At 65.3% G+C, this 21,446-nt stretch carries 22 protein-coding genes and 1 pseudogene; 9 read left to right on the forward strand and 14 right to left on the reverse strand.

The features are described from left to right. Positions 1–3 precede the first annotated feature (3 nt). Positions 4–900 (reverse strand): glycosyltransferase family 2 protein, encoded by an 897-nt coding sequence (locus APS40_RS18600; protein ID WP_236884131.1) that lies wholly within the window; start codon positions 898–900, stop codon positions 4–6. Between the two features lie 417 nt (positions 901–1,317). On the opposite strand from APS40_RS18600, the gene APS40_RS18605 reads away from it, so the two are divergent. The 6 genes and pseudogenes from APS40_RS18605 (at position 1,318) to APS40_RS18625 (ending at position 6,409) form a co-directional block, all read left to right on the forward strand. Further along, positions 1,318–1,770 (forward strand): RbsD/FucU family protein, encoded by a 453-nt coding sequence (locus APS40_RS18605; protein ID WP_055048476.1) that lies wholly within the window; start codon positions 1,318–1,320, stop codon positions 1,768–1,770. A gap of 323 nt (positions 1,771–2,093) precedes the next feature. Further along, complete coding sequence (locus APS40_RS18610) at positions 2,094–3,698, forward strand: extracellular solute-binding protein (RefSeq protein ID WP_442855874.1); 1,605 nt, start codon at positions 2,094–2,096, stop codon at positions 3,696–3,698. Positions 3,699–3,790: 92 nt separating this feature from the next. Continuing rightward, positions 3,791–4,885, forward strand: a complete 1,095-nt coding sequence (locus APS40_RS18615) for a carbohydrate ABC transporter permease (protein WP_055048478.1) — start codon at positions 3,791–3,793, stop codon at positions 4,883–4,885. Next, positions 4,885–5,820, forward strand: coding sequence for a carbohydrate ABC transporter permease (locus APS40_RS18620; protein ID WP_082434521.1), 936 nt, complete (start codon positions 4,885–4,887; stop codon positions 5,818–5,820). Before APS40_RS18615 ends, APS40_RS18620 begins: the two co-directional genes overlap by 1 nt. 143 nt (positions 5,821–5,963) lie before the next feature. Further along, positions 5,964–6,095: pseudogene (locus APS40_RS25535) on the forward strand (type II toxin-antitoxin system RelE/ParE family toxin); the annotation flags it as partial. A 5-nt stretch (positions 6,096–6,100) separates the two neighbouring features. Further along, positions 6,101–6,409, forward strand: a complete 309-nt coding sequence (locus tag APS40_RS18625; RefSeq protein ID WP_055048479.1) for a HigA family addiction module antitoxin — start codon at positions 6,101–6,103, stop codon at positions 6,407–6,409. A 3-nt stretch (positions 6,410–6,412) separates the two neighbouring features. Here the strand turns inward: APS40_RS18625 and APS40_RS18630 are convergent, their stop codons facing one another. Genes APS40_RS18630 through APS40_RS18640 form a run of 3 tightly spaced genes read right to left on the reverse strand, consistent with a single transcriptional unit; the run spans position 6,413 to position 9,809 of the window. After that, complete coding sequence (locus tag APS40_RS18630; RefSeq protein ID WP_055048480.1) at positions 6,413–7,903, reverse strand: FGGY-family carbohydrate kinase; 1,491 nt, start codon at positions 7,901–7,903, stop codon at positions 6,413–6,415. After that, entirely contained in the window at positions 7,900–8,997 is a 1,098-nt protein-coding gene (locus tag APS40_RS18635; RefSeq protein WP_055048481.1) for a M42 family metallopeptidase, read from the reverse strand. Before APS40_RS18635 ends, APS40_RS18630 begins: the two co-directional genes overlap by 4 nt. Beyond that, positions 8,997–9,809: a BtpA/SgcQ family protein gene (locus APS40_RS18640; protein ID WP_055048482.1), complete on the reverse strand. Its 813-nt coding sequence runs from the start codon at positions 9,807–9,809 to the stop codon at positions 8,997–8,999. The genes APS40_RS18635 and APS40_RS18640 overlap by 1 nt, the downstream gene beginning before the upstream one ends. A gap of 148 nt (positions 9,810–9,957) precedes the next feature. On the opposite strand from APS40_RS18640, the gene APS40_RS18645 reads away from it, so the two are divergent. Next, a complete protein-coding gene (locus tag APS40_RS18645; RefSeq protein WP_055048483.1) occupies positions 9,958–10,215 on the forward strand; it encodes a hypothetical protein in 258 nt (85 codons plus the stop codon). A 157-nt stretch (positions 10,216–10,372) separates the two neighbouring features. Here the strand turns inward: APS40_RS18645 and nagA are convergent, their stop codons facing one another. The 10 genes from nagA to APS40_RS18695 all read right to left on the reverse strand — a co-directional run bounded on the left by nagA (position 10,373) and on the right by APS40_RS18695 (position 19,975). Continuing rightward, positions 10,373–11,521, reverse strand: coding sequence for an N-acetylglucosamine-6-phosphate deacetylase (gene nagA / locus APS40_RS18650; RefSeq protein ID WP_055048484.1), 1,149 nt, complete (start codon positions 11,519–11,521; stop codon positions 10,373–10,375). A gap of 217 nt (positions 11,522–11,738) precedes the next feature. Continuing rightward, positions 11,739–12,533 carry a sugar isomerase domain-containing protein gene (locus tag APS40_RS18655; protein ID WP_055048485.1) on the reverse strand — a complete coding sequence of 265 codons (795 nt, stop codon included), beginning with the start codon at positions 12,531–12,533 and terminating at the stop codon, positions 11,739–11,741. Between the two features lie 11 nt (positions 12,534–12,544). Continuing rightward, on the reverse strand, positions 12,545–13,303 hold the full coding sequence (locus APS40_RS18660; RefSeq protein WP_236884132.1) for a GntR family transcriptional regulator: 759 nt from the start codon (positions 13,301–13,303) through the stop codon (positions 12,545–12,547). Further along, complete coding sequence (locus APS40_RS18665; protein WP_055048486.1) at positions 13,296–14,174, reverse strand: ROK family protein; 879 nt, start codon at positions 14,172–14,174, stop codon at positions 13,296–13,298. The genes APS40_RS18660 and APS40_RS18665 overlap by 8 nt, the downstream gene beginning before the upstream one ends. Beyond that, complete coding sequence (locus APS40_RS18670) at positions 14,171–15,046, reverse strand: carbohydrate ABC transporter permease (protein WP_055048487.1); 876 nt, start codon at positions 15,044–15,046, stop codon at positions 14,171–14,173. The genes APS40_RS18665 and APS40_RS18670 overlap by 4 nt, the downstream gene beginning before the upstream one ends. Next, a complete protein-coding gene (locus APS40_RS18675; RefSeq protein ID WP_055048488.1) occupies positions 15,043–15,939 on the reverse strand; it encodes a carbohydrate ABC transporter permease in 897 nt (298 codons plus the stop codon). Before APS40_RS18675 ends, APS40_RS18670 begins: the two co-directional genes overlap by 4 nt. Positions 15,940–16,099: 160 nt before the next feature. Next, positions 16,100–17,395, reverse strand: a complete 1,296-nt coding sequence (locus APS40_RS18680; RefSeq protein ID WP_055048489.1) for an ABC transporter substrate-binding protein — start codon at positions 17,393–17,395, stop codon at positions 16,100–16,102. Positions 17,396–17,633: 238 nt separating this feature from the next. Then, the gene (locus tag APS40_RS18685) at positions 17,634–18,173 is read right to left on the reverse strand and encodes a hypothetical protein (protein WP_156342990.1); all 540 of its coding nucleotides are present in this window, start codon (positions 18,171–18,173) and stop codon (positions 17,634–17,636) included. Between the two features lie 251 nt (positions 18,174–18,424). Then, positions 18,425–18,715, reverse strand: a complete 291-nt coding sequence (locus APS40_RS18690) for a DUF6894 family protein (RefSeq protein ID WP_055048491.1) — start codon at positions 18,713–18,715, stop codon at positions 18,425–18,427. Positions 18,716–19,009: 294 nt separating this feature from the next. Further along, a complete protein-coding gene (locus tag APS40_RS18695; protein ID WP_055048492.1) occupies positions 19,010–19,975 on the reverse strand; it encodes an SDR family oxidoreductase in 966 nt (321 codons plus the stop codon). Positions 19,976–20,151: 176 nt separating this feature from the next. Here APS40_RS18695 and APS40_RS18700 point away from each other — a divergent pair, with 176 nt between their 5' ends. Continuing rightward, positions 20,152–20,556, forward strand: a complete 405-nt coding sequence (locus tag APS40_RS18700; protein WP_156342991.1) for a low affinity iron permease family protein — start codon at positions 20,152–20,154, stop codon at positions 20,554–20,556. 48 nt (positions 20,557–20,604) lie between these two features. Then, positions 20,605–21,387 (forward strand): exodeoxyribonuclease III, encoded by a 783-nt coding sequence (gene xth, locus APS40_RS18705; protein WP_055048494.1) that lies wholly within the window; start codon positions 20,605–20,607, stop codon positions 21,385–21,387. Positions 21,388–21,446 lie beyond the last annotated feature (59 nt).

A 21,446-nucleotide genomic window follows, 5' to 3' on the forward strand; every position in this document is an offset into this window, starting at 1 on the left:
GCCTCAGAGCTTGCCCAGCAGGCCCGCTGCATAGAGCGATACCTGCCCCAGCGCAGTCTGCCGATACACGCCGGAGCGCCACAGGTCCACCAGCCGGTCAGGCAGCCGCCCCGAGCGCGCCTGGCGGAACCGATGGAGGGTTTCAGTTGCCGCGGGCGTCAGCAAATCGCGGCAGGCATCGAGCGCCGCCAAATTGTCGTCGTTCCACCGTACGAAGCGCCCACCAAACGCCGCTTTCATCCGTGCCAGCCGTGCCCGCCAACCCTGGTTCGACCCGACAAGGTTCTCGCCATGCTGGCGGTAACGCACGTGCGGCGTCTCGTCATAGATGACGCGGCCGCCACCACCGGCGACGATCAGATAGGCGAACCAGTCGTGGCTGACGAACCCCGTGCGCGTCGCCGCCTCCCGGAGCAATTGGTGCGCCGCCCGATTGAGCACCATGGTGTTGCCCCCGCCGATGCTCTGCACCAGCGCGTTGGCAAAATCCGGCGGTCGGCGGAAGAGCGGGGAGCGCGACAGTTCCTCTCCATCCGCATCCGTGATGATGGTGCGCGCGCAATAAAGCGCCGGCCGGCTGCCGTAAATCTCCAGGGCGGCAACGGCGGCCTGGGTTTTCTCAGCGAGCCAGACGTCGTCCTGGTCGCAGAACGCCACGTAGTCGGCGTCGATCTTCGCGTTGGTCAGCAATGAACGGAAGTTTGCCGCAAAGCCGCGGCCGGGGCCGGGCAGGCGCATAAAGTCGCCCTTGCTCCAGTACACCGCCCAACGCTCCAGCGCGCCGAGCGTCCCGTCGGTCGAACCGTCGTCCGACGTCCAGACGTCGATGATCGGCCATGTCTGCTGGTCGATCGAGCGCAATTGCTCATCGATGAACCGGGCGCCATTGAAGGTCGCCATCAGCACTGCCAGCCGCCCCCCAGCTGCCGTCATTGCCGCCGGTCCTCGTCAATCGTACGCCAGTTCGCAACAAACCACCGCACGCGAAGACCGAAATCTCTGCGTAGCATAACCACTTAGCCTTGTATCCCTGCCCCGAAGGGCCGGGCGTTGTCGACGGTCCACACTGACGACTGCGCCGTGCAACATAGCTAGTGCGATAGAATGATCAAGCGCCATTGCTTGCCATCACTTTTAGCGTGCACGAACAAAGCTTTGGCTCCCACTCGCAACCTGACTGGCATTGTCGATGACTTCGCGATCCACACGCCGTTGCATGGCAGATCTCCGATTCACGTGGGGTGCATCAGCGCCACTTCCCGAGTCCACGGCGGAGCAATGCCATGCTAATCACCCTCATCCTTGGAGGAGGACACCATGCTCAAGGGGCTCGATCCCATCCTGAATGCCGATGTGCTGCACGCACTCAAATCCATGGGGCATGGCGATGATCTCATCATCGCCGACATGAACTTCCCGTCGGATTCGATTGCCCGGCAGACCGTCTACGGCAAGTTGCTGAAGCTCGAGAACGTCACTGCCGGCCGCGCCGTCGAGGCGGTGCTGTCGCTGATGCCGCTCGACAGCTTCGTGCCGCATCCGGCGCTGCGGATGGAGATCGTGGGCCAGCCCGACGAGGTGCCGCCGGTACAGCAGGAGGTGCAGGCGGCGATCGACAGGGCCGAGGGCAGGCCGGCACCGATGGGCTCGATCGAGCGCTTCGCCTTCTACGCGGCAGCCAAACAATCCTACGCGGTGATCCAGACCGGCGAGCGCCGGTTTTACGGCTGCTTCATTCTCAAGAAGGGCGTGTTGCCGCCGGACGCATAACCGAAACTGTGCATTCACTGATGAAAGCAGGCACTACTCACCAATGAATGCAACCCCCACTTTGTGCGTTCGGCGGGCTACCGGCCCTCGGCAACATGTTGACTCCTAACATGTCAGCTCCATACCATTCCTCAGCATCCCGCATATAAGGGAGCGCTCCCTGGGGAGGGACGTAGGCAGGGGTTGAGGGACTGGGTTGCGCCGTGGCGCGGCCCGACCTGCACGTGCACTTCCTATCGAGCGCCGGCGCGGAGGCGACAACGCCGCTGGAAGCGGCGCTTTGAGGGAGAACAGACGTGAAACTCGAACTCTACAACCGGGTTATGGCCATGCAGGCCAGCCGCCGCAGCTTCATGAAGGGCGCCGCCGCGTTGGCCGCCGGCACCGCGCTCAGCGGCACCTTTGCCGGTCGCGCCCTGGCGCAGGACGACCTGCGCGCCCAGATCCTGCAGATCCCCGGCGTCGGCAAGGGCTCGCCCACCGATGCCGATTGGCAGAAGGTTGGCGAACTCTGCCTCGGCGCCACCAAGGCCAATGTGGCCGAAGGTGAATTCGCCGGCGTCGAGCTGACCTTCATGGGGCTCAACAACCAGAACCTGCACAACTTCCTGTTCCGCGGCTTCCTGAAGCCGTGGGAGGCCTATACCGGCGCCAAGATCAACTGGATCGACCTGGCGCAGGCCGACTACAATGCCCGCCTGCAGCAGTCGATCGCCACCGGCACGGTGGATTTCGACATCACCGAGATGGGCGCGCCTTTCGAGGGCGACACCGCCGGCAAGGGCCTGCTCGACGAGATGCCCGAGTGGGTCGCCACCCAGATCGATTCCAAGGATCTGGTGGGTTACCTGCAGCCGCCGGTCGGCACCTGGAACGGCAAGACCTACCGCGTCAACCTCGACGGCGACACGCACACCTTCGCCTATCGCAAGGATTATTTCGGCGAGGGCTCGATCAGCGGCCAGCCGGTCCCCACCCATTGGGAGGAGATCGCCACGTTGCCGGCCGCGCTCGCCGGCAAGAACGATCCGCTCACCGGGGCCCAGGCCTATGGCTTCCTCGATCCGCTGAAATACCAGTGGGGCGGCTTCGGCTTCTACTTCCTCGGCGATCGCGCCGCGGCCTATGCCAAGCATCCGGACGATCCGGCCTGGCTGTTCGATCCCGACACCATGAAGCCGCGCGTCAACAATCCCGGCTGGGTGCAGGCGATCCAGGATGTGCTCGACCTGGTCAAGGCCAATGCCTATCCGCCCGATCAGCTCAACGCCGATCCCAACACCACCGCGTTCAGCCAGTTCCTCGGCGGCACTGGTGCGGCGCTCTGCTGGTGGGGCGACGTGGGCTCCAACGCCCGCACCTCCGATACCTCGGTGGTCGGCGATGTCGTCGGCTTCTCGATCAACCCCGGCGCCAAGAAGGTCTACAATTCCAAGACCGCCGCCTGGGAAGAGAAGGAGAACTTCGCGCCCAACCTCGCCTATCTGGGCTGGGGCGTTTACGTGACGAGCCGCGTCTCCGGCGACGAGAAGAAGCGCAAGGCCGCCTGGTCGGCCGCCGCGCATCTGGGCGGCAAGGACATTTCGCTGTGGATGGCCGCCTATCCGTCGGGCTTCCAGCCCTACCGCAACTCGCAGTTCCAGTATGACGAGTGGGTGGCGGCCGGCTACGACCGTGACTTCGTCGAAGATTACCTCGGCTCCAACCTCGACAGCTACAACCACCCGAACGGCGCCATCGAGCCTCGCATCCCCGGCATCTTCCAGTACTATTCGATCGCCGAGGATGAGCTGGTGAAGGGCATCAACGGCCAGTACGCCTCGGCCCAGGAGACGGCCGACGCGATTGCCGCGGCTTGGGAGAAGATCACCGACCAGATCGGCCGCGAGGACCAGATCAAGCTCTACAAGGCTTCGCTCGGCATGTGATGCCGCGCCCGGCGTGATTGACAATCCACGGCTGGTGGCGGACCGTCACCAGCCGATTTAGTTCCGAGCTAGAACTATCGGATGAGGCATGGATGGCGTTGACTGAATCACCGAGCTACGGCGCCGTCTCGCGTCGCCGCAAGGACGGGGGCAGGGCGCTCATCGCCGCGGCCAGCGTTCTCTTTGTCGCCGTCGCCGTGCTGCAGGCGCTGAACTCGGCCGGCGTGCTGCCGCTCGGGCTCAAGGACTGGCGGCCGACGCTTTACGCCTTCCTCGTCTGGTCGGTGGCACTGGGCGTCGGCATGGTGCTGGCGCGCGGCGAGGCGGGGCTGAAGGCGCTGTTCATCCTGCCGGCGGCGCTGTTCACCGCGGCGATGGCGATTTTTCCGACCCTGTTCGGCCTCTCCATCGCCTTCACCGACTGGAACCTCGCCTCGTTCACCGGGCAGAAGTTCAACGGCATCGACAACCTGCTGCAGCTGGTGCGCGACCCGTTCTACTGGAACGCCATGCGCAACATGGTGATCTACGTACTCTTCGTCTTCGTCGAGTATGCCATCGCCTTCGGCCTCGCACTGCTGCTCAACGCCGAGATCCGCGCCCGCAAATTCTGGCGCGTCGTCTTCCTCATCCCGCTGATGCTGTCGCCCGTCGCCGTCAGCTGGATGGTCGGCAAGTCGATGCTCGAATACCGCTTTGGCCCGGTGGCCCGCTTCGCCCGCTGGCTCGGCGTCAATAACCCGAGCTTCTTCACCGACCCGTGGGTGGCGCGCCTGTGGATCGAGGCGATGGATGCCTGGGTGTCGATCCCGTTCGTGATGATCCTCCTGCTGGCGGGCCTCCAGGCCATGCCCAAGGAGGTCATCGAGGCCGCCAAGGTCGACGGCGCTTCGCCCTGGCAGCGCTTCTGGCAGGTGATCTTCCCGCTGATGCTGCCGGTCTCGATCACTGCGATCGTGTTGCGCATCATCTTCAAGCTCAAGCTCGCCGACATCATCATCACCGTCACCTCGGGCGGCCCCGGCGGCGCCACCGACAGCGTCTCGAGCTTCATCTACCGCGAGTATCGCGACCGCTCGAATGTCGGCTACGGCACCATGCTGGCGATGTTCTACCTGGTGGTGATCGTGATCTTCGTGACCCTGCTGCTGAAGTTCCTGCGCAAGCACATGCAGAGGATGACCTGATGGCTGCCGAAGCTACCCTCTCTGTTCCGGCCTCGGCCGATACCGGCGCAGCCACCCGGCGGTTGAAGCATGTCGCCGGCAAGGTCGGCATCTATGCCGCCCTAGTCATCTGGGCCTTCGTCTCGCTGTTCCCGGTCTACTGGACCATCACCACCTCGATGAAGGTGGCCAAGGATGTGCAGCTCGGCCACCTGATCCCGTGGGTCGATTTCCAGCCCAACTGGCTCGGCTGGCGCTCGTTGGGGCTCTCACCCGACACCATCGGGCAGGTGTCGACGGTGCGCGACGAGTTCCTCGATCGCTTCCTCAATTCGATCTACACCGCCTTTGGCGCCTCGTTCCTCGCGGTGCTGATCGGCGCGCTCGCAGCCTATGGCCTCAGCCGCTTCCAGTACAAGTTCCTCTGGATGAGGAACCAGGACCTGAGCTTCTTCTTCCTGAGCCAGCTGATCCTGCCGCCGGTGGTGCTGGCGCTGCCGTTCCTCGTGCTCTACCGCGAGCTGGCATTGCTCGACAGCATCATCGGCCTTGTCCTCCTCTACACCCTCACCGTGCTGCCGATCGTCATCTGGATCATGAAGGACCAGTTCGACACCATCCCGATCGAGCTCGACGAGGCGGCGCAGGTCGATGGTCTGGGGCCCTGGGGCTCTTTCTTCCGCATCATCCTGCCGATGGCGCTGCCGGGGATGGTGGCGGCCTTCATCCTCAGCCTGATCCTCTGCTGGAACGAGTATTTCTTCGCCGCGCTGCTCACCGGCTCGGAGGCCAAGACCCTGCCGGTGATGGTCGCCAGCCAGACCGGCTCGCAAGGCATCAACTGGTGGAGCATGGCCGCGCTCTCCACCGCCGCCATCGCGCCGCTGGTGGTCGTCGGCGTGCTGCTCGAGCGCTACATCATTCGCGGCCTGACGGCGGGGTCGGTGAAGGGGTAGGGGCCAGCACGCTGCCGGCCAAATACGCCGGCCCCATCTCCCCCTTGACGGGGGGAGGCAAGCGAAGCTTGGGAGCAAAGCGACCTAGCGTAGCTCGGAGGGGGTGCGAGGGCGCCTCGATACCTGCGGCCGGTGCACCTGCCCAAGAGCTGCAGGGTCATCTCGCTGCTCTTCATTCCATCCGGGTCAACCCGCAATGGCGGTAGCTCTTCCGTTGGGACGCAGATCGAGGCGAGGCGGACGGTATCTACCTCGACGATCACAGCTACAGGTGACGTGAATGCTGACGACCAGGCGCAAGCCCGCGAGCGTAGGCGAAATCCTCGTCGAGGAGTTCATGCGGCCCCTGGGGCTCACCCAGGCCGCCCTCGCCGAGGCCATGGGCGTACAGCGCAACCACGTCAATGAACTGTGCAATAACCGCCGAACGGTGACTGCGCCTACGGCTCTTATCCTCGCGCGTGTCTTCGGAAACAGCGCCGACTTCTGGCTGAATGTGCAGCGCCGTACCGACTTGTGGCAGGCGATGCACGATCCTGAAGAGGTGAAGCGAATTACGCGGGCAAAGCCGCTCGCGGACGCCGCCTAGAGCTCACAGCTCCCGCATCAGATCCTTGTTCCGCTCGTAAAGCTCCCGGAACACTCGATAGCGCCGCGCGTAAAGCTCGCGCAGGTTCTCGTCCGGGGTGATCTCGTGGTCCACCGGGTTCCAGGTGCGGATGTCGTCCGGTTGCACGTCGCCGATCGCCAGGGCCGCGATGAACGCATCGCCGTACGAGGCCCCCACCGTCTTCTGCCGCACGATCTGCGTGCGGCCCGAAACGTCCGAGGTCGCTTGCGCCCACACCCTGTTCTTGGTGCCGCCGCCGGCCGCGAGGATCGCCCTCGGTGGCTGGCCGACATCTGCATAGGTCTCGAACACGTGGTACGTGCCGAAGGCGATGCCTTCGAACAGCGCCCGATAGATGTCGCCGCGGCTATGCGTCAGGTTCATGCCGAACAGCACGCCCTTGGCCTCGGTGTCGTGGATCGGCGTCCGCTCGCCCGAGAAATAGGGCAGCATCACCAGCCCGTTGGCGCCGGGCGGCGAGCCCTCGGCCTCGAGCGCCAGCGCCATCACCGCGGTCGCCGGGTCGAGCTCTTTGCCGAACTGCTCGCGGAACCAGTGGCTGAGCGTCCCCGAGGTCGCGAGCCCCGACATCGCCGCGTGCTTGCCGGGGAAGAACCACGGCGCATACCAGAGCCTTGCATCAGGCACCCGCACCGGGGTGATCTCGATGATGAAGATGGTCGAGCCGTACATCAGCAGCATGTCGCCATCGTCGAGCACCCCGACGCTCAGCGCCTCGGCGCCGGCATCGATCGTGCCTGTGGTCACCGGCGTGCCCACTGCGAGCCCGGTCTCGGCGGCGGCTGCCGCCGTCACCGTGCCGGCGATATCGGTGGTCCAGATCGCCTCGGGGAGCTTGTCGAGCCCGATGATGTCGTCGGCCAGCTCGTCGGTCCATTCGAGCTTTTCGACATCGTAGAGCGGCGAGAAATTGGCGGCCGAATAGTGGTCGATCACATAGCGGCCGGTGAGCTTGTGGACGATGTATGTGGTCGAGGTCAGGATCTTGGCGGTCCTGGCGTAGAGCTCCGGCCGGTTCCGCTTCAGCCACAGGATCTTCGGTCCGATCGACTGCGACGTCAGCGCGTTGCCGCAGCGGCTCAGCAGCACGTCCTCGCCGATCCGCGCCGTCAGGTCCTCGATCTCCTTTGCCGCCCGCGTGTCGACGCCATAGAGCACGCCGTTCATCAGCGGCTCGCCCTCGGCATCGACCGGCAGCATGCAGGGGCCGATGGCGCTCGCCGCCACGGCCTTGATATCGTTGGGGTCGACGCCGCTGTCGGCGATCAGCTTGCGGCTCAGAAAGCAGAAATCGCCCCACCAGTCCTCGCGGGGCCGGTGCTCGGCCCAGCCGGGCTGCGGCACCAGCATCTTGTGCGGCCGGGCGGCACTGGCGACGATCCGCCCCTCCGCATCCACCAGCACGCCCTTCGATTCAAACGTCCCGATATCGATGCCGAGATAGTGCCTCATCCGATGTAATCGTCCCGGTCGAGGCTGAACTTGTTGTCGATCCGCGGCAGCGCCTCCACCAAGAGCGCCGTCAGCTGCTCGAGATCGGCCAGGTCGCAGACCTCCCGCGACGAGTGCGAATAGCGCATCGGAAAGCCCACATCGATCGAGGCGACGCCCTGGCCGACCAGTTGCACATAGCTGAGGTCGGTCAGCGCCCCGATATGGGCGCTCCGCTGCAGCGGCAGCTTTCTCGCCGCTGCGCTCTCTTCGAACAGCCGTACCATCGCCGGATGCGGCAGCGTGCCGTTGAGCGTGCCGCGCCCATGGAACGAGTAGAGTGAGATCGCCGGCCCGCCGCCGAGCTTCACGTCGCCGCGCGCCGCCATGTCGGGCGTGTCGGTCGCAAGGATCAGGTCGAGCTGGATCGCCACATCGGGCATCAGCACCTGCGCCGCGGTCACGGCGCCACGGAGGTTGAATTCCTCCTGCACCGAGAACACGAAATGCACCGTCGGCCGCTTCTTGACCTCGACCAGCGCCTTCGCCACCTCGATCATCACCGCGCAGGCGGCGCGATCATCGACTGCCGTGCCGGCAATCCGCCCGTTGGCGAGCTCGGTCACCTTGGGCGCGTAGACGATCGGCGTTCCCACATCGATCCCCGCCGCCAGCACTTCGGCCGCCGACTTGAACCCGGCATCGACATAGAGCTCGGGGTAGGGCAGGACCTTGTATTTCTCGTCCTGCGATGTCGCGTGGTGGCTCTTGTGCGCGATCAGCCCAGGCACATCCTTGCCCTCGCCGATGCAGAACAGCACCTCCGTGGAGGGCAAGGCCCGCTCCGGCACGCCGCCCAGCCGCTCGACCCGAACCATGCCGTTGGCTTCGATCTTCCGCACGATCAGCCCGAGCTGATCCATATGCGCGAACAGCATGACGCTCGGCGCGCCCTTGTCGCCCGGAAGCGTCGCGATCAGGTTGCCCAGCCGGTCGGTGCTCGAGGTGATCCCCAGCCCCGCCATTGCCGCCTTCAGATACTTGCGGACCCGCCCCTCATAGCCGGCGAGCCCGGGGATGAGCATCAGGTCGATCACCCATTGCTTCAAACTCATCAGTACCCCCGCGCGGCGCGGACCAGCCGCATGAATTCGGCAGCCCGATCGGCGTCGACCGCCTTCCAGGTGTCACCGTCGACCTTCAGCGACGAGCCGACGATGCAACCGTCGGCCACCTTGAGCACATCCGCCACCGTCGCGTGCTTGACCCCGGTATTGGCCAGCACCGGGGTGGTCGGCAGCGCCTTCTTGACCGCCTCGAGGTCGACCATTTTCGCCGCTTCGCCGGTGATGGCGCCCGAAACGAGGATCGCATCGGGGATCGACGAGAACACCGCGCTGCGCGCCCGGTCGGCCAATGGTCGCTGGTCGAGCGAATAGGCGAATTCGGCCGAGACGTTGTAGAGCAGCGCCAGGTCCTGCCGACCGAGCCGATCGCGATAGCGCATCGCCTTGCCGGCATCCGGCGTCCAGGGCCCCATATCCGAGGCGTAGGTGCCGGTGAAGATTTCGCGCACGAAGCGCGCGCCGGTCGCGGCGGCGAGCGCGATCGAGCTCTGCGGATCCCACAGCACGTTCACCCCGAACGGCACGGTGATCTCTGAGCGGAGCCGCCCGATCACGTAACCCATCGTCGCCGTCGAGGCGGTATCGACCTGGAATTCGTACGGCCGGTCGTTCTCGTTGCCAAACATCACGGCATCGAACCCCGCGGCCTGCAGCGCCATCAGGTCCTTGCGGGCCCCCTCGATGATGGCCTCCACCCCTCCCTCATAGTCGTGCAGCGGCGAGCCCGGCAGGGCCCCCAGGTGCACCATGGCGATCACCGGCTTCTTGTCGCCGAACACCGTCTTGAATTTGCTTGTCATTGTTTTTTTGTAAACCGCTTTACTAGACGCCTATGCGTAGCAGCGGCGGAGCCCGGCGTCTATGGCTCCAACGAGCTGTGGCGCGCCCCACACCAATCCTTAACCACGATCGACTAGAGTGCGGAGTAATGAGTGCGAGGTTCCCAAGATGGAACTGCTCTTTCTCCTCCTGCTGATCCCGGTGGCCTGGCTGCTGTTGCTGCCCAAACGGCTCGCGAGGCGCGCCCGCAAGTACCGCTTCACCGGCGCCGGCATTCTTCTGGGCGTGATGGTCGCGGGCTGGGTCGGCGTGCAGGCCCTGTCGAAGCCGCCTGCCGAGACTGTCGACTATGCCGCCGGCGACAGCGAACTGCGCGCCATCCTGCTGCGGCCCGACACCGCTCCGCGGTACAGCTTCCGGGACTAGTTTGCCGCAAGTTGCCCCACCGTCCCCTCTCCCCTCAGGGGAGAGGGCAAGCGTAGCTTGCGAGCGTCAGCGAGTTAGCGAAGCTAGGGTGAGGGGTTCAGCCTCTTAGCATGCTGGTTTGTCCAGCTAGTGGCGCCGCTTCACCCCTCAACCGGCGCTACGCGCCACCTTCTCCCCTGAGGGGAGAAGGGAGTGGCTGCGCTCTCAGTCCTTCACCGAACCAGACGAAATCCCCTGCGTCCCCCGGTCGCAACCGCCCCAACCCCGCTGCCCCGATCGCCTCTGCCGGATAGAGCGATGCCATCTTCAGGCAGTCGCCGAGCTCCATGCCGAACACCTGGTGCATGTAGCGCACCGCCGCGTCGAGCGTCAGGTCGGCGCCTGCCAGGGTGCCGTCACCGAGGCGCAGCGCGCCGTCCTTGCGGTAGATCGTCCGCCCGTTGAGCATGAAGCTCGACATGTCGGTTCCGGCCTGCGACATCGAATCCGAGACGAGGAAGATCCGTCCCGGCCCGTTCTTGGCTCGGAGCGCCAGCCTCAGGGTCGCGGGGTTGACGTGGATACCGTCGGCGATCAGCCCTGCCCACACGCGGCCATGGTGCAGTGCCGCGCCGACCACGCCCGGGTCGCGATTGCCGATCTGGCTCATCGCGTTGAACAGGTGCGTCGCCATGCCGGCACCGGCCCTGATCGCCGCCGAGGTGATCTCGAACGACGCATCCGAATGCCCGATGCTGACCACGACGCCGGCGCGCACCAGCCGGGCGATCTGCTCGGGCGCCACCGTCTCGGCCGCCACCGTCACCAGCAGGTGGGGCAGGGCGGCACGCGCGCGCTCCAGGCGCTGCAGGTCCGCCTCGTCCATCGGCCGGATCAGCGCCGGATCGTGCGCGCCCTTGCGCGCCAACGACAGATGCGGCCCCTCGAGGTGCAGCCCGAGAAAGCCCGGCACCCGGCGTCGTGCTGCCTCGGCACCGGCCGCCAGCACCGCATCGGTAACTTCGGCCGTGTCGGTGATCAGCGTCGGCAGCAGCCCGGTGACCCCGAACGCGCGGTGGGTGGCGCAGACCAGGGCAAGGTCGTCCGCCGTCGTCGCCGGCCCGACCAGGTGCCCGGCGCCGCCATTCACCTGCAGGTCGATCAGCCCGGGTGCCAGCACCCCGCTGTCGAGGGCGACGTGCGTGGCGTCAGCCGGTGCAACCCCGATGGAATGCACGACGCCGTCGACGACGACCAGCGCAGCATCATCGTGCCAGGCCTCGCCATCGAAAATGCGGGCGCCGGAATAGGCAATGATATGGGACATGGGGGGCTCGATGTCTCGGTGATCCTCCCCCGCGTGGCGGGGGAGGGGGACCGCCGAAGGCGGTGGAGGGGGCGTAGGAGTCGCCGTGAGTCTGGCTTCCCCCTCCACCAGCTTCGCTGGTCCCCCTCCCCGCTACGCGGGGGAGGACACGGCGAGGCCGGTGGCCCATGAAACGTGTCCCGGGCGTCAGGGTCAGCTTCCGCCCGGGACTTCGCCGTCAGCCTTCCTTGGCCATCGACTTCTTGAACTGCGGCAGGTGCTTCTGCTGCGCTTCCAGCATGCGCTCGCGGTACTGGCCGTAGATGATGTCGGTGTCGTGCAGCGTCACACCCGGGATGGTCGGCGATGCGAACACCGGCAGCTCGATGCCGCGGTCGGCGAGCTTCTGGGCGCTCTCGGCGAGCAGCTCATGCATCATCATCATGGCGAGCACGGTCGACGAACCGGCCACCGGACGCGACCAGCCCTTGATGTCGACAATCGCGTCTTCCACCGGCGAGCCGGTGTCGATCACGATATCGGCGGCGTGCGGCAGGCGCTTGCCCGACGAGTGCGTCGCCGGCTTGCCGGCGTTGGATTTCGCCGTGATGGCGATCACCGTCAGCCCACGGGCCTTGGCATAGAGCGCGGTGTCGATGCCCGAGGCGTTTGAGCCCGAGTGGCCGAAGATCACGATGGTGTCGCCGGCGTTGAGCGGCTGGTGGTCGAGGAACTTGTCGGCATAGTTCTCGGTGCGCTCGAGCCACAGCAGCTCACGCACGCCGCCGGCGCCCAGAATGTTGTGCCACATGACGCGTGGGTCGGTCAGCGGGTTGAAGCCGACATACGAGCCGTAGCGCGGGTAGGTTTCCTGCACCGGCAGCACCGAGTGGCCCGAACCGTAGAGATGCACCAGGCCCTTGTTGGCGAGGGTTTCGGCAATGGCGGACGAAGCCTTGTCGAAGGCGTCGGCATTCGCGGCGGCCGCCGCCTCGGCGATCTTCACGAGCTTGCTGATATACAGGGTGGACATAGGTTTGCCTTTCAGAACAAAGCGTTACACGTAGAGTGTGGAGCGGATCTCGTAGCGGTCCGCGCGCATGGTGGAGAGGGCGTATTCGAACGGCCCCTCGAGTCGTAGGCGATGCGTTCGACCTCGAAGGCCGGCGTGCCCGCCGTAAGCTGGATCAGTTCGGCATCGGCGGCCGCGACGCTGCCGACGCGGTAGACTTCCTTGGCCTTCACCGGAGTGATGCCGCAGCGCTCCTTCAGCCAGCCATAGAGTGACTGGACGTTCGCCGCGTCCTCCAGCAGCCCGGGCACCCGCGCCTCGGGCAGGTGGCTGGTCTGGATGCCGATCGGCATGCCGTTCCCGAGCCTGAGGCGCTTGAGCTGCACGACGGGGTCGCCGATGGCGATCTCCAGCGCATCGGCCATCTCTTCGTCCGCGACGACCCGGTGCGCTTCGATCAACCGGGTTCCGGCCTGCAGCGACAGCGTCTTCATTTCGTCGGTGAAGCTGGTGAGGCCGCGCACACCGGCGACCACAGTCGCCGAGCGCACGAACGTGCCGCGCCCATGTTCGCGCCGCAACAGCCCCGCCTCTTCGAGGTTGCGGAGCGCATGGCGCAGCGTGATGCGCGAAATGCCGAGCATCTCGCCAAGCCGATCCTCGTTGGGGATCTGCATGCCCGAGCTCCATTCGCCGCGCTCGATCAACTCGCGCAGCGCCATCTCGGCCTGATGCCACAGCGGCTCCGGCCGCCGCCGATCGGGCTTTATGAGACCGTTTGGTTCATCCATGCCCATTCCTCCAGTTCGGCCCATAGGCGCCGGCGAAAGCCGCACCCACCAGTCCCGCCTTGGGCCCGAACTGCCCGGGGCGGATATCGATTGCTCGCAAGTGTGGCGGCAGCTGTCGCTGCAGCGCCGGCAAAATGAGCGGCTTCAGCACATCGAGCGACGCAGCGACGCCGCCGGCAAGAATGATCGCCTGCGGCGCCAGCAGCGCCACCGCTCCCGCCAAGGCGCTGCCGAGGGCCTGCATCGACGGGGCCAGCGCATCGATCGCGGCGGCATCCTGAGCCCTTGCCGCCCGCACCAGGCTTGCGCCATCCGGCAGGCCAATGCCTTGCGCGGCGGCATCGAGCGCTCGTCCGGATGCCTGCCGCTCCAACCAGCCGCTGACATCTTCGCCCGGGTCGTCGACATCCGCCACCGCCCAGCCGAACGAGCATGCCGCGCCGCCGGCGCCGGTCACGATCCGCCCGCCGGCCAGCACCGACGAGCCGATCCCGGTGCCGATGGCGAGGAGGATCGCATCCTCGAGGCCCACCGCCGCGCCGGCCGACGCTTCGGCCAGCAACGCCAGTTGCGCGTCGTTGCCGAGCCCGATCGAGACCTCGGGCAGCGCCGCGGCCAGGTCGAGCCCGTCGAGGTAGGGGAGGTTCGGCACCCAGCGGCACACTGTGCCTTGCGCCAGCCCGGGTATGCCGAGCCCAAGCCGGGTTGCGCCATGCTCGGCCAGTTGCCGGCGCAGCAGGGCGAGAAAATCATCGCGGCTCTGCGGCGCCGCCCATTCCCCCACCGCGGCCACCGCTTCTGGTTTGTCCGCTTCGGCGAGGCCGGCGCGGAAGCGGGTGCCGCCGAGATCGATGGCGAGGATCGCACTCATCCCTTCACCCCCGAACTCACCACCGAGTCAACGAAGAAGCGCTGCAGGATCACGAACAGCAGCACCGGCGGCAGCACCGCCAGCGTGGCGCCGGCCATCACCAGGCCGGTGTTCATGGCGCCGCGGTTGTAGCTGAGGAGCCGTGAGAGCGAGATGACGATGGGGTACTGGTCGGCGCTGCCCTGCAGCACGGTCAGCGGCCAGAGGTAGCTGTTCCAGTGATAGACGAAGGCGAACAGCACCAACGCCGCGATGGCCGGCATCACCGCCGGAGCGACGATCTGGAACAGCACGCGCAACTCCGATGCACCATCGACCCGCGCCGCTTCGATCAGTTCGTCCGGCACGCCCTTGATGAACTGGCGCATCAGAAAGATGCCGAAAGCATTGGCGAGGTTGGGAACGATCACCCCGGCGAGGCTGGCGTTCAGCCCCAGATAGCCGGTGATCCGGTAGAGCGGGATCAGGGTGACGATCGGCGGCAGGAACATCGTTGCGATCAGCAGGGCAAACAGCGCTTCCTTGTAGCGGAACTCGTACTTGGCGAAGGCGTAGCCGGCCATCAGGCTGGTGACGATGATGGCGATGGTCGTCACCAGGGCGATCACCGCCGAGTTGAGGAACGAGCGCCCGAGGCTCACCACCTCGGCCACCTGCGTATAGGCGTCAAGGTTCGGCGCACCCGGCAGCCAGACCGGGGGCACCTGCATGGTCTCCTGCGGCGTCTTGAGGCTGGTGAGGATCATCCAGGCCAGCGGAAACGCGGCGATGACTGCCACCACGATGATGGCGAGGGCCAGCAAGGCGCTCGCCGGCGTGGCCTTGAAGCGCGGACCCTCGAGCGGGCGGCGGTCTGCTGCTGCGGTGCTCATGCGGACTTCGCCTCCCGCGAACGGGCAAAGGCGAACAGCAGCGCGATCGCCACGATCAGCGCCAGCATCAGCGTCACCGCCATGGCGGAGCCCAGTCCGCCCTGCGCGCGTTCGATGCCGACGCGACGGATATGATAGGTGAGCACATTGGTGGCATTCACCGGGCCGCCCTGGGTGATCAGCGCCACCGGCTCGAACACCTGCACGGCGTTGATGATGGCGATCACCGAAGAGAACAGCAGCGTGTTGCCGAGCAGCGGCAGGGTGATCGAGAAGAAGCGCTGGATCGGGTTGGCGCCGTCGATCCTGGCCGCTTCGTAGAGCGAATCCGGAATCTGCGTCAGCCCTGCGACCACCAGCACGGTGAAATAGCCCACCTGTTGCCAGACGTTGAGCAGGATGATCGAGAACAGCGCCGTCTGCGGCGCGCTCAGCCAGGTCTGCGGCGGGATGCCGACCCAGCCGAGGATCTGGTTCAGCGGCCCCTCGGTGGGCGAATAGAGTTTTGAGAATACCAGCGCCACCGCAATCATCGGCACCATGTAGGTGGAGAACAGCACGGTGCGCAGGAACACCCCGCCCGGCGCGATCTTCTGGTGCACCAGCAGACCCAGCAGCACCGACAACGGCAGGATGATCGCCACTGAGCCCACGGTATAGAGCGCCGTGTTGACCAGCGCCGCCTTGAAGTCGCGACCCACCGAATTGTTGGCGAAGATATCGATGAAGTTCTGCACGCCGACAAACGTCGCGGTCTCGAACCCGGTCTGCGTCGACCAGTTCTGAAAGCTCAGCCAGATGGTCAGCAGCATCGGAATGATGATGAAGACCGCCAGCAGCCCGGTCGCGGGCGCCAGCATCACGATCGCCGATCGGTGTTGGGTTGAAGTCATGGACTATCCCATCCACCGGTGTCACCCCGGCGAAAGCCGGGGCCCAACCTGAGATCTCTCCATATCCGTTACCGGTCGTGAAGTCTCGGAGATGGATCCCGGCCTCACGCTGGGATGACACCGTGGGTTGTTGGTCAGTCGGGGCATGGCCCCGACATTCTTACTTCGCGTTGCGCTCGAGGATTTCGGCCGCGTCGGCTTGCGCCGTTGCCTGCGCATCGGCGGCCGAGAGCTGGCCGAACTGGATGGCCTCCAGCGTCTTCTGCAGAGATTCCGAGAACTCCTGGCCGCCCAGCACCACCGGGAACGGCTTCGCGTTCGCGAGCGTCTCGGTATAGCCCTTGAGGAAGCTGTCGGCAGCGAGCTTGTCGGCAAACGCCGCGCCATCCGAGGTGCGCGACGGCAGGATGCCCATCGACATCAGGATATCACCCATGGCGGAGGCGCCGTTCGGACCCGATTCCGGCCCGTTGAGCCAGTTGAGGAAGTCCCAGGCGGCGGCCTGTTCCTCGGCCGAGGCCTTGGCGTTGACCACGGTCATCCACGAATAGGAGATCGAGCGGGCAGTGTCGCCGGACGGTCCGACCGGGATCGGAGCCGTGGCGATATCGGCGAAATTGTCGCCCATGCCGGCCTTGAGCGCCGATTCCCACCAGTTCGCCATGATGATCATGCCGGTCTTGCCCGAGACGAAACTGTCAAGGAACGGCCCGGTGGTGTTGGCGTCGGCAGTGGCCATCGCCGGGTCGGAATAGCCCGACTTGATCAGCTTCTCGTAGAGCTCGAAGGTCTGCTTGGCGGCTTCGCTATCGAGCGTCGGCTTGCCGTCGACCACCAGGTCGCCGCCATTCGAGACCAGCAGCGACGAGAACGGGTGCAGCACGCCCGCTGCCCACGAGTTGATCAGCCCAAAGCCCTGCTGGCCCTTGGCCTTGTCGGTCAGCTTCTCGGCCGCGGCGAGGAATTCGTCCCAGGTCTTAGGCGCCTCGGTGATGCCCGCTTCCGCGAACAGCTTCTTGTTGTAGTTGAGCGCGTAGACGTCGATCTCGTTGGGAATGCCGTAGAGCACCCCACTGATCGAGGCCGCGCCGATCACGCCGGCCGGCCAGTTGGCCTTGGTGTCGGCCGCGATCGCATCGGGGACCGCTGCCACCAGCTGGTCCTTGGCGAGGTCCGGCAGCCATGCATCGTAGATGCCGGCAATCGTCGCGCCGCCAGCGCCGCCGCCCGACGTGCGCAGCGTCGTCAACAGGTCGCCGAACGGAACGGCGCGAACGGTGATCTTGGTGTCCGGGTGGGCCTGGGTATAGGTCGCGGCGGCCGCCTCCAGCTTGGCCACCGTGTCCGGTGCCCAGTGGGTGAGGAACGACACATCCGCGGCCTGGACCAGCGCGGTGCTCGAAAGCAGGACCGCGACCGCCCCCGCGGAGCGCGTGAAAGCCTGGAACAGCTGCATGTTGAATTTCTCCCTGTGCGCGCCAGCCGGACTCCGTGCCCGTCTGACGCCAGAGAGTTATGACGTTATAACGACATTGGTCAAGAGGGAGTCCGGGGTGACCCACGGCCAGAGGGAACTGCGGCGCTCTGAGGGCCCAGCGGCTCGACCGGACGGAGTGGCGCATCGAGCTTTGCGTCAGGCCGCCGACACTCGAAGAACGACAGGCCGGACGGACCGGCCTGTCGCAGCGTCTCACTCAGTCGGCAAGCAGGGAGTCGATATAGGCCTTCACCGCCGGATCGGTGGATTTGCTGATGGCGGCCAACGCCGCATCCCGCTCACCGACGGCCTCGTCGAGAGCTTGCTGGGCCTCGGCAAGGGCGATCCCCTCGGGGCTCGCGAGCGCTGCCGCCTGCTCCTCGGCCGTGAGCGTATCGAAATCCGGATAGGCCTCGTCAAACGCCGTCTGGGCATGGGTCACGGCCTGTTGCAGCTCGCCCGACTGCACCGCGGCGTCCAATGCGGCATAGGCGCGAATCTTGCCGACCATCGACTTGTCGCTGGCATGCGCCAATCCTTGCTCCGACGCATGCGCCGCGTTGCCGCCACCGGCCTGCGAGGCGAGACTGCCATTGCCATTGCCATTGCCGTTGCCGCCGCCCGCATTCTCATGGGCGGATTCCGACTTGCCGGGGCTATCGGGACGGCCGCCGGCGACGGCGCCGCTCAGACTTCCTGCGACCATTGGCGCCAGGGCGAGCAGGCCGACAAGGGCGAATTTCGATAGAGCTTTCATGATCGTGGCCTCTTTGATGGAGAATGCCCGTTCAGCGGGCGCCACGTGGGTAGCAAAGGCGCGCTGAGTTCCGGCTGAGGCGTCATGTCAGCCAAATCACAGGAACCGAAACACGGGTGGTGGATCGACATCCCTGCGGCCAATCAAGTTCGTAACGGCAACCGACCTTCGCCGCCGCTCCGGAAGCGGTAGCGAAATCAGCGCGATAGGTCTGTCACGACGCCGTTTTGAGGGCTGGTCGTTGAGCTGTGTCAATCGCCTTGCAGATGGCCCATTGGCTGCTGATCCGCAATGGACGGGTCGCTCAACGCTGGTCCCGCCGAGGTCTCGAAAAACAGACCGACGGTGAATGCCACCCGCGCTCCCCGTCTCACCCTGACCTTCAGGTCCATCGAGGGGCCATCACCCGGTAGAAATTCCCGAGCCATCTCTGTCAGCGCAAGGACAGCCTGGAAGCGAGCGCGGCCATCGTTCGCGCACTCCAGGCCGGCGTCGTCACGCGTCCAGTGATCCCCCTCGAAAATGTCGAAGTAGTACCGCATGTTACCTCTCCAGGACGATCTTAATACGCCGGTCTCGGAACTTGGTTGCACCCGTGCTTCGCGGCAGGCGCATCGGCTTGCAGTCGTGTCGAGCGGCATCTTCGCCTCGATGTTCGCAGGTCGGGGCAGAAGCGGAAGGACATAGGCCCGAGAGTGCAGCACCATGCTCAGAGGCCGGCACGGCGCCTGGGTGGGCAATTGTCATCGCTCTATTGGGTGTCGCATGGTGGGGAGCCTGGCCCATATGACACCTCAACACAGTGGCGGCACGACCGGTACGCACACCCTCTCACTTTATGCGCCGCCATAGCCGCCGACGATCGGCAGAATCTCGCCGGTGATGTAGCTCGACATCTGCGGGCTGGCGAGAAAGACATAGGCTGGCGCGATTTCCTCCGGTTGCGCCGGGCGCTTCATTGGCACCTTCGAACCGAACTTGCTGACGTCGTCGGCCTCCTTGTCCGAGGGATTGAGTGGGGTCCACACCGGTCCTGGCGCAACGCAGTTGACCCGAATATGCCGCTTCAACAGTTGACCCGCCAGCGATCGGGTGAAGGCGTGGATGCCGCCCTTGGTCATGGAATAATCCAATAGTGCCGGGCTGCCCTCGATGCCGGTGACCGAGCCGGTGTTGATGATGGCTGAACCTGGCTTCATCACCCGCGCTGCGGCCTGCGCCATGAAGAAATAGCCGTAGAGGTTAGTCTTCAACGTTTCGTCGAAATGCTCTTCGCTCAGGTCCTCGATGCGCTTGGTGTGGACCTGAAAAGCAGCGTTGTTGACCAGGACGTCGAGATGGCCGAAAGCGGCGATCGTCTGCTCGACCGCGGCTTCGCAGAAGCTGCGGCTGCGCACATCTCCCTTGATCACGATAGCGCTGCGGCCTTCATTTTCGACAGCGGCCTTGGTCTCCGTCGCGTCTCGGTCTTCCGAGAGGTGCGCAATCGCCACGTCGGCGCCCTCACGAGCAAATAGCACCGCAACCGCCCGACCGATGCCGGAGTCGCCGCCGGTGATCAACGCTACCTTTCCAGCGAGCTTCTTCGAGCCAAGATAGAACGGCGCGTCATATAGCGGAGCGGGGTCCAGCTTGAACTCCGCGCCGGGCTTGGATTGATGCTGCTTGGGAAATGGCGGCTCGGGATAGCGGCGGGCACCCGCCTGCATGGCCACCTCGCGCTTTTTGGGAGTAGCGGCGTCGGCCGCAGCGACCTCCGCCTGGATTTCCCGCTGTCGCCCAACCGTGGGTTTGGATGCCATTGTGATCTCCTTGATGCTGATGGCCTCAACTTCGGCGAGTGGGGCAAGGTTGCGCCCGGCACGAACCTGACGTCTTCGCGTCAGTGCGCCGGTGCTTACCGGCAATTCGCGCTGTGCTGATTGGTCAACGCTGGGAGCCGCATCCAAATCCGGTCAGGGACGTTATCGATGCCACCATGAAGCAAGTACCTTCCGGTCGCATCAGTGGACTGATTTACCGCTTCGCCGACTTCCTCGCGGACTGGCGGGGATTCGTTGCCACGTTCATGGCCTTGATGCTGGGTGTCGGAATTGGCGCCGCCTTGCAGTTCAATGAAGGCTTCATGTTCGCCTTCAATATCTTCCTGTCGGTTGCAGCTATTGTGATCAGCGGCGTTATCCTTGTCGCTGGCGCGCGCAGCGAGGCGGCGTTGCACGTCAAGCTCGACTACCTCATCGAACATTCGCCCGCCACGAACAAGATCGTCGGACTCGAGCACCTCGATGCGCGCGAGATCGAGGAAGAGCGAAAGCGCGTCGAGCGAGAAGCTGCGGAAGCCGTCGAGGACGCGATGGAAGGCGCTGGCCTGACGCAACGCTGAGTCTCCCCTGATGCCGGGACAACATGCCCAATCGAAAGACCCTCGGTCATGACTACGCTCGCCACCTTCAACGTTAATGGCGTCAATGGACGCTTGCCCGTGCTGCTGAGGTGGTTGGCCGCAACCGACAGTGATGTGGTGTGCCTGCAGGAGTTGAAGACCTCCGACGAGAAGTTTCCCGAGGCTGCCATCGCGGAGGCCGGGTTCCGATCGATCTGGCATGGACAAAAATCCTACAACGGCGTCGCCATCCTGGCTCGCGGGACCGTGCCGATCGAGCGTCGCCGCGGTCTGCCCGGAGATCCAGATGATAGTCACAGCCGCTACCTCGAGGCCCAGGTCGGCAATCTCGTCGTGGGATGCCTTTATCTCCCCAATGGCAACCCCGCGCCCGGACCCAAATTCCAGTACAAGATGCGCTGGTTCGAACGCCTGCTCGATCATGCGCGGGCGCTGCTGGCCGCCGGCGCACCCACAGTGCTTTGTGGTGACTTCAACGTGGTGCCGACGGACCTGGATGCAGTCGTGCCTGGCCGATGGGTTTGGGACGCGGTGATGTTCCCGGAAGCGCGAACAGCTTATGCGAGGCTGCTCGATCAGGGCTGGATCGACGCTCTCAGGGTGATCCACCCCGACAAGGGCATCTACACTTACTGGAACTTCTCATACCGCGGTGGCCACGACCGAAGCTCGGGCTTGCGCATGGATCACATCCTGATCAGCCCCACGCTCTCCAATTCATTGCTGGACGCCGGCGTCGATGTCGAGACTCGCAGTTGGCAAAAACCGAGCGACCACGCACCGGCGTGGATCAAGCTGGCCAGTCAGTGAGCCTGACGTTCCGCGGGCTCAAGGTTGCCTGAAGAGGGAACTGGCGGGTCGCGAACCGT

Origin of the sequence: Devosia sp. A16 (assembly GCF_001402915.1) — a bacterium.
In the GTDB taxonomy this organism is placed as follows: Bacteria; Pseudomonadota; Alphaproteobacteria; order Rhizobiales; family Devosiaceae; genus Devosia_A.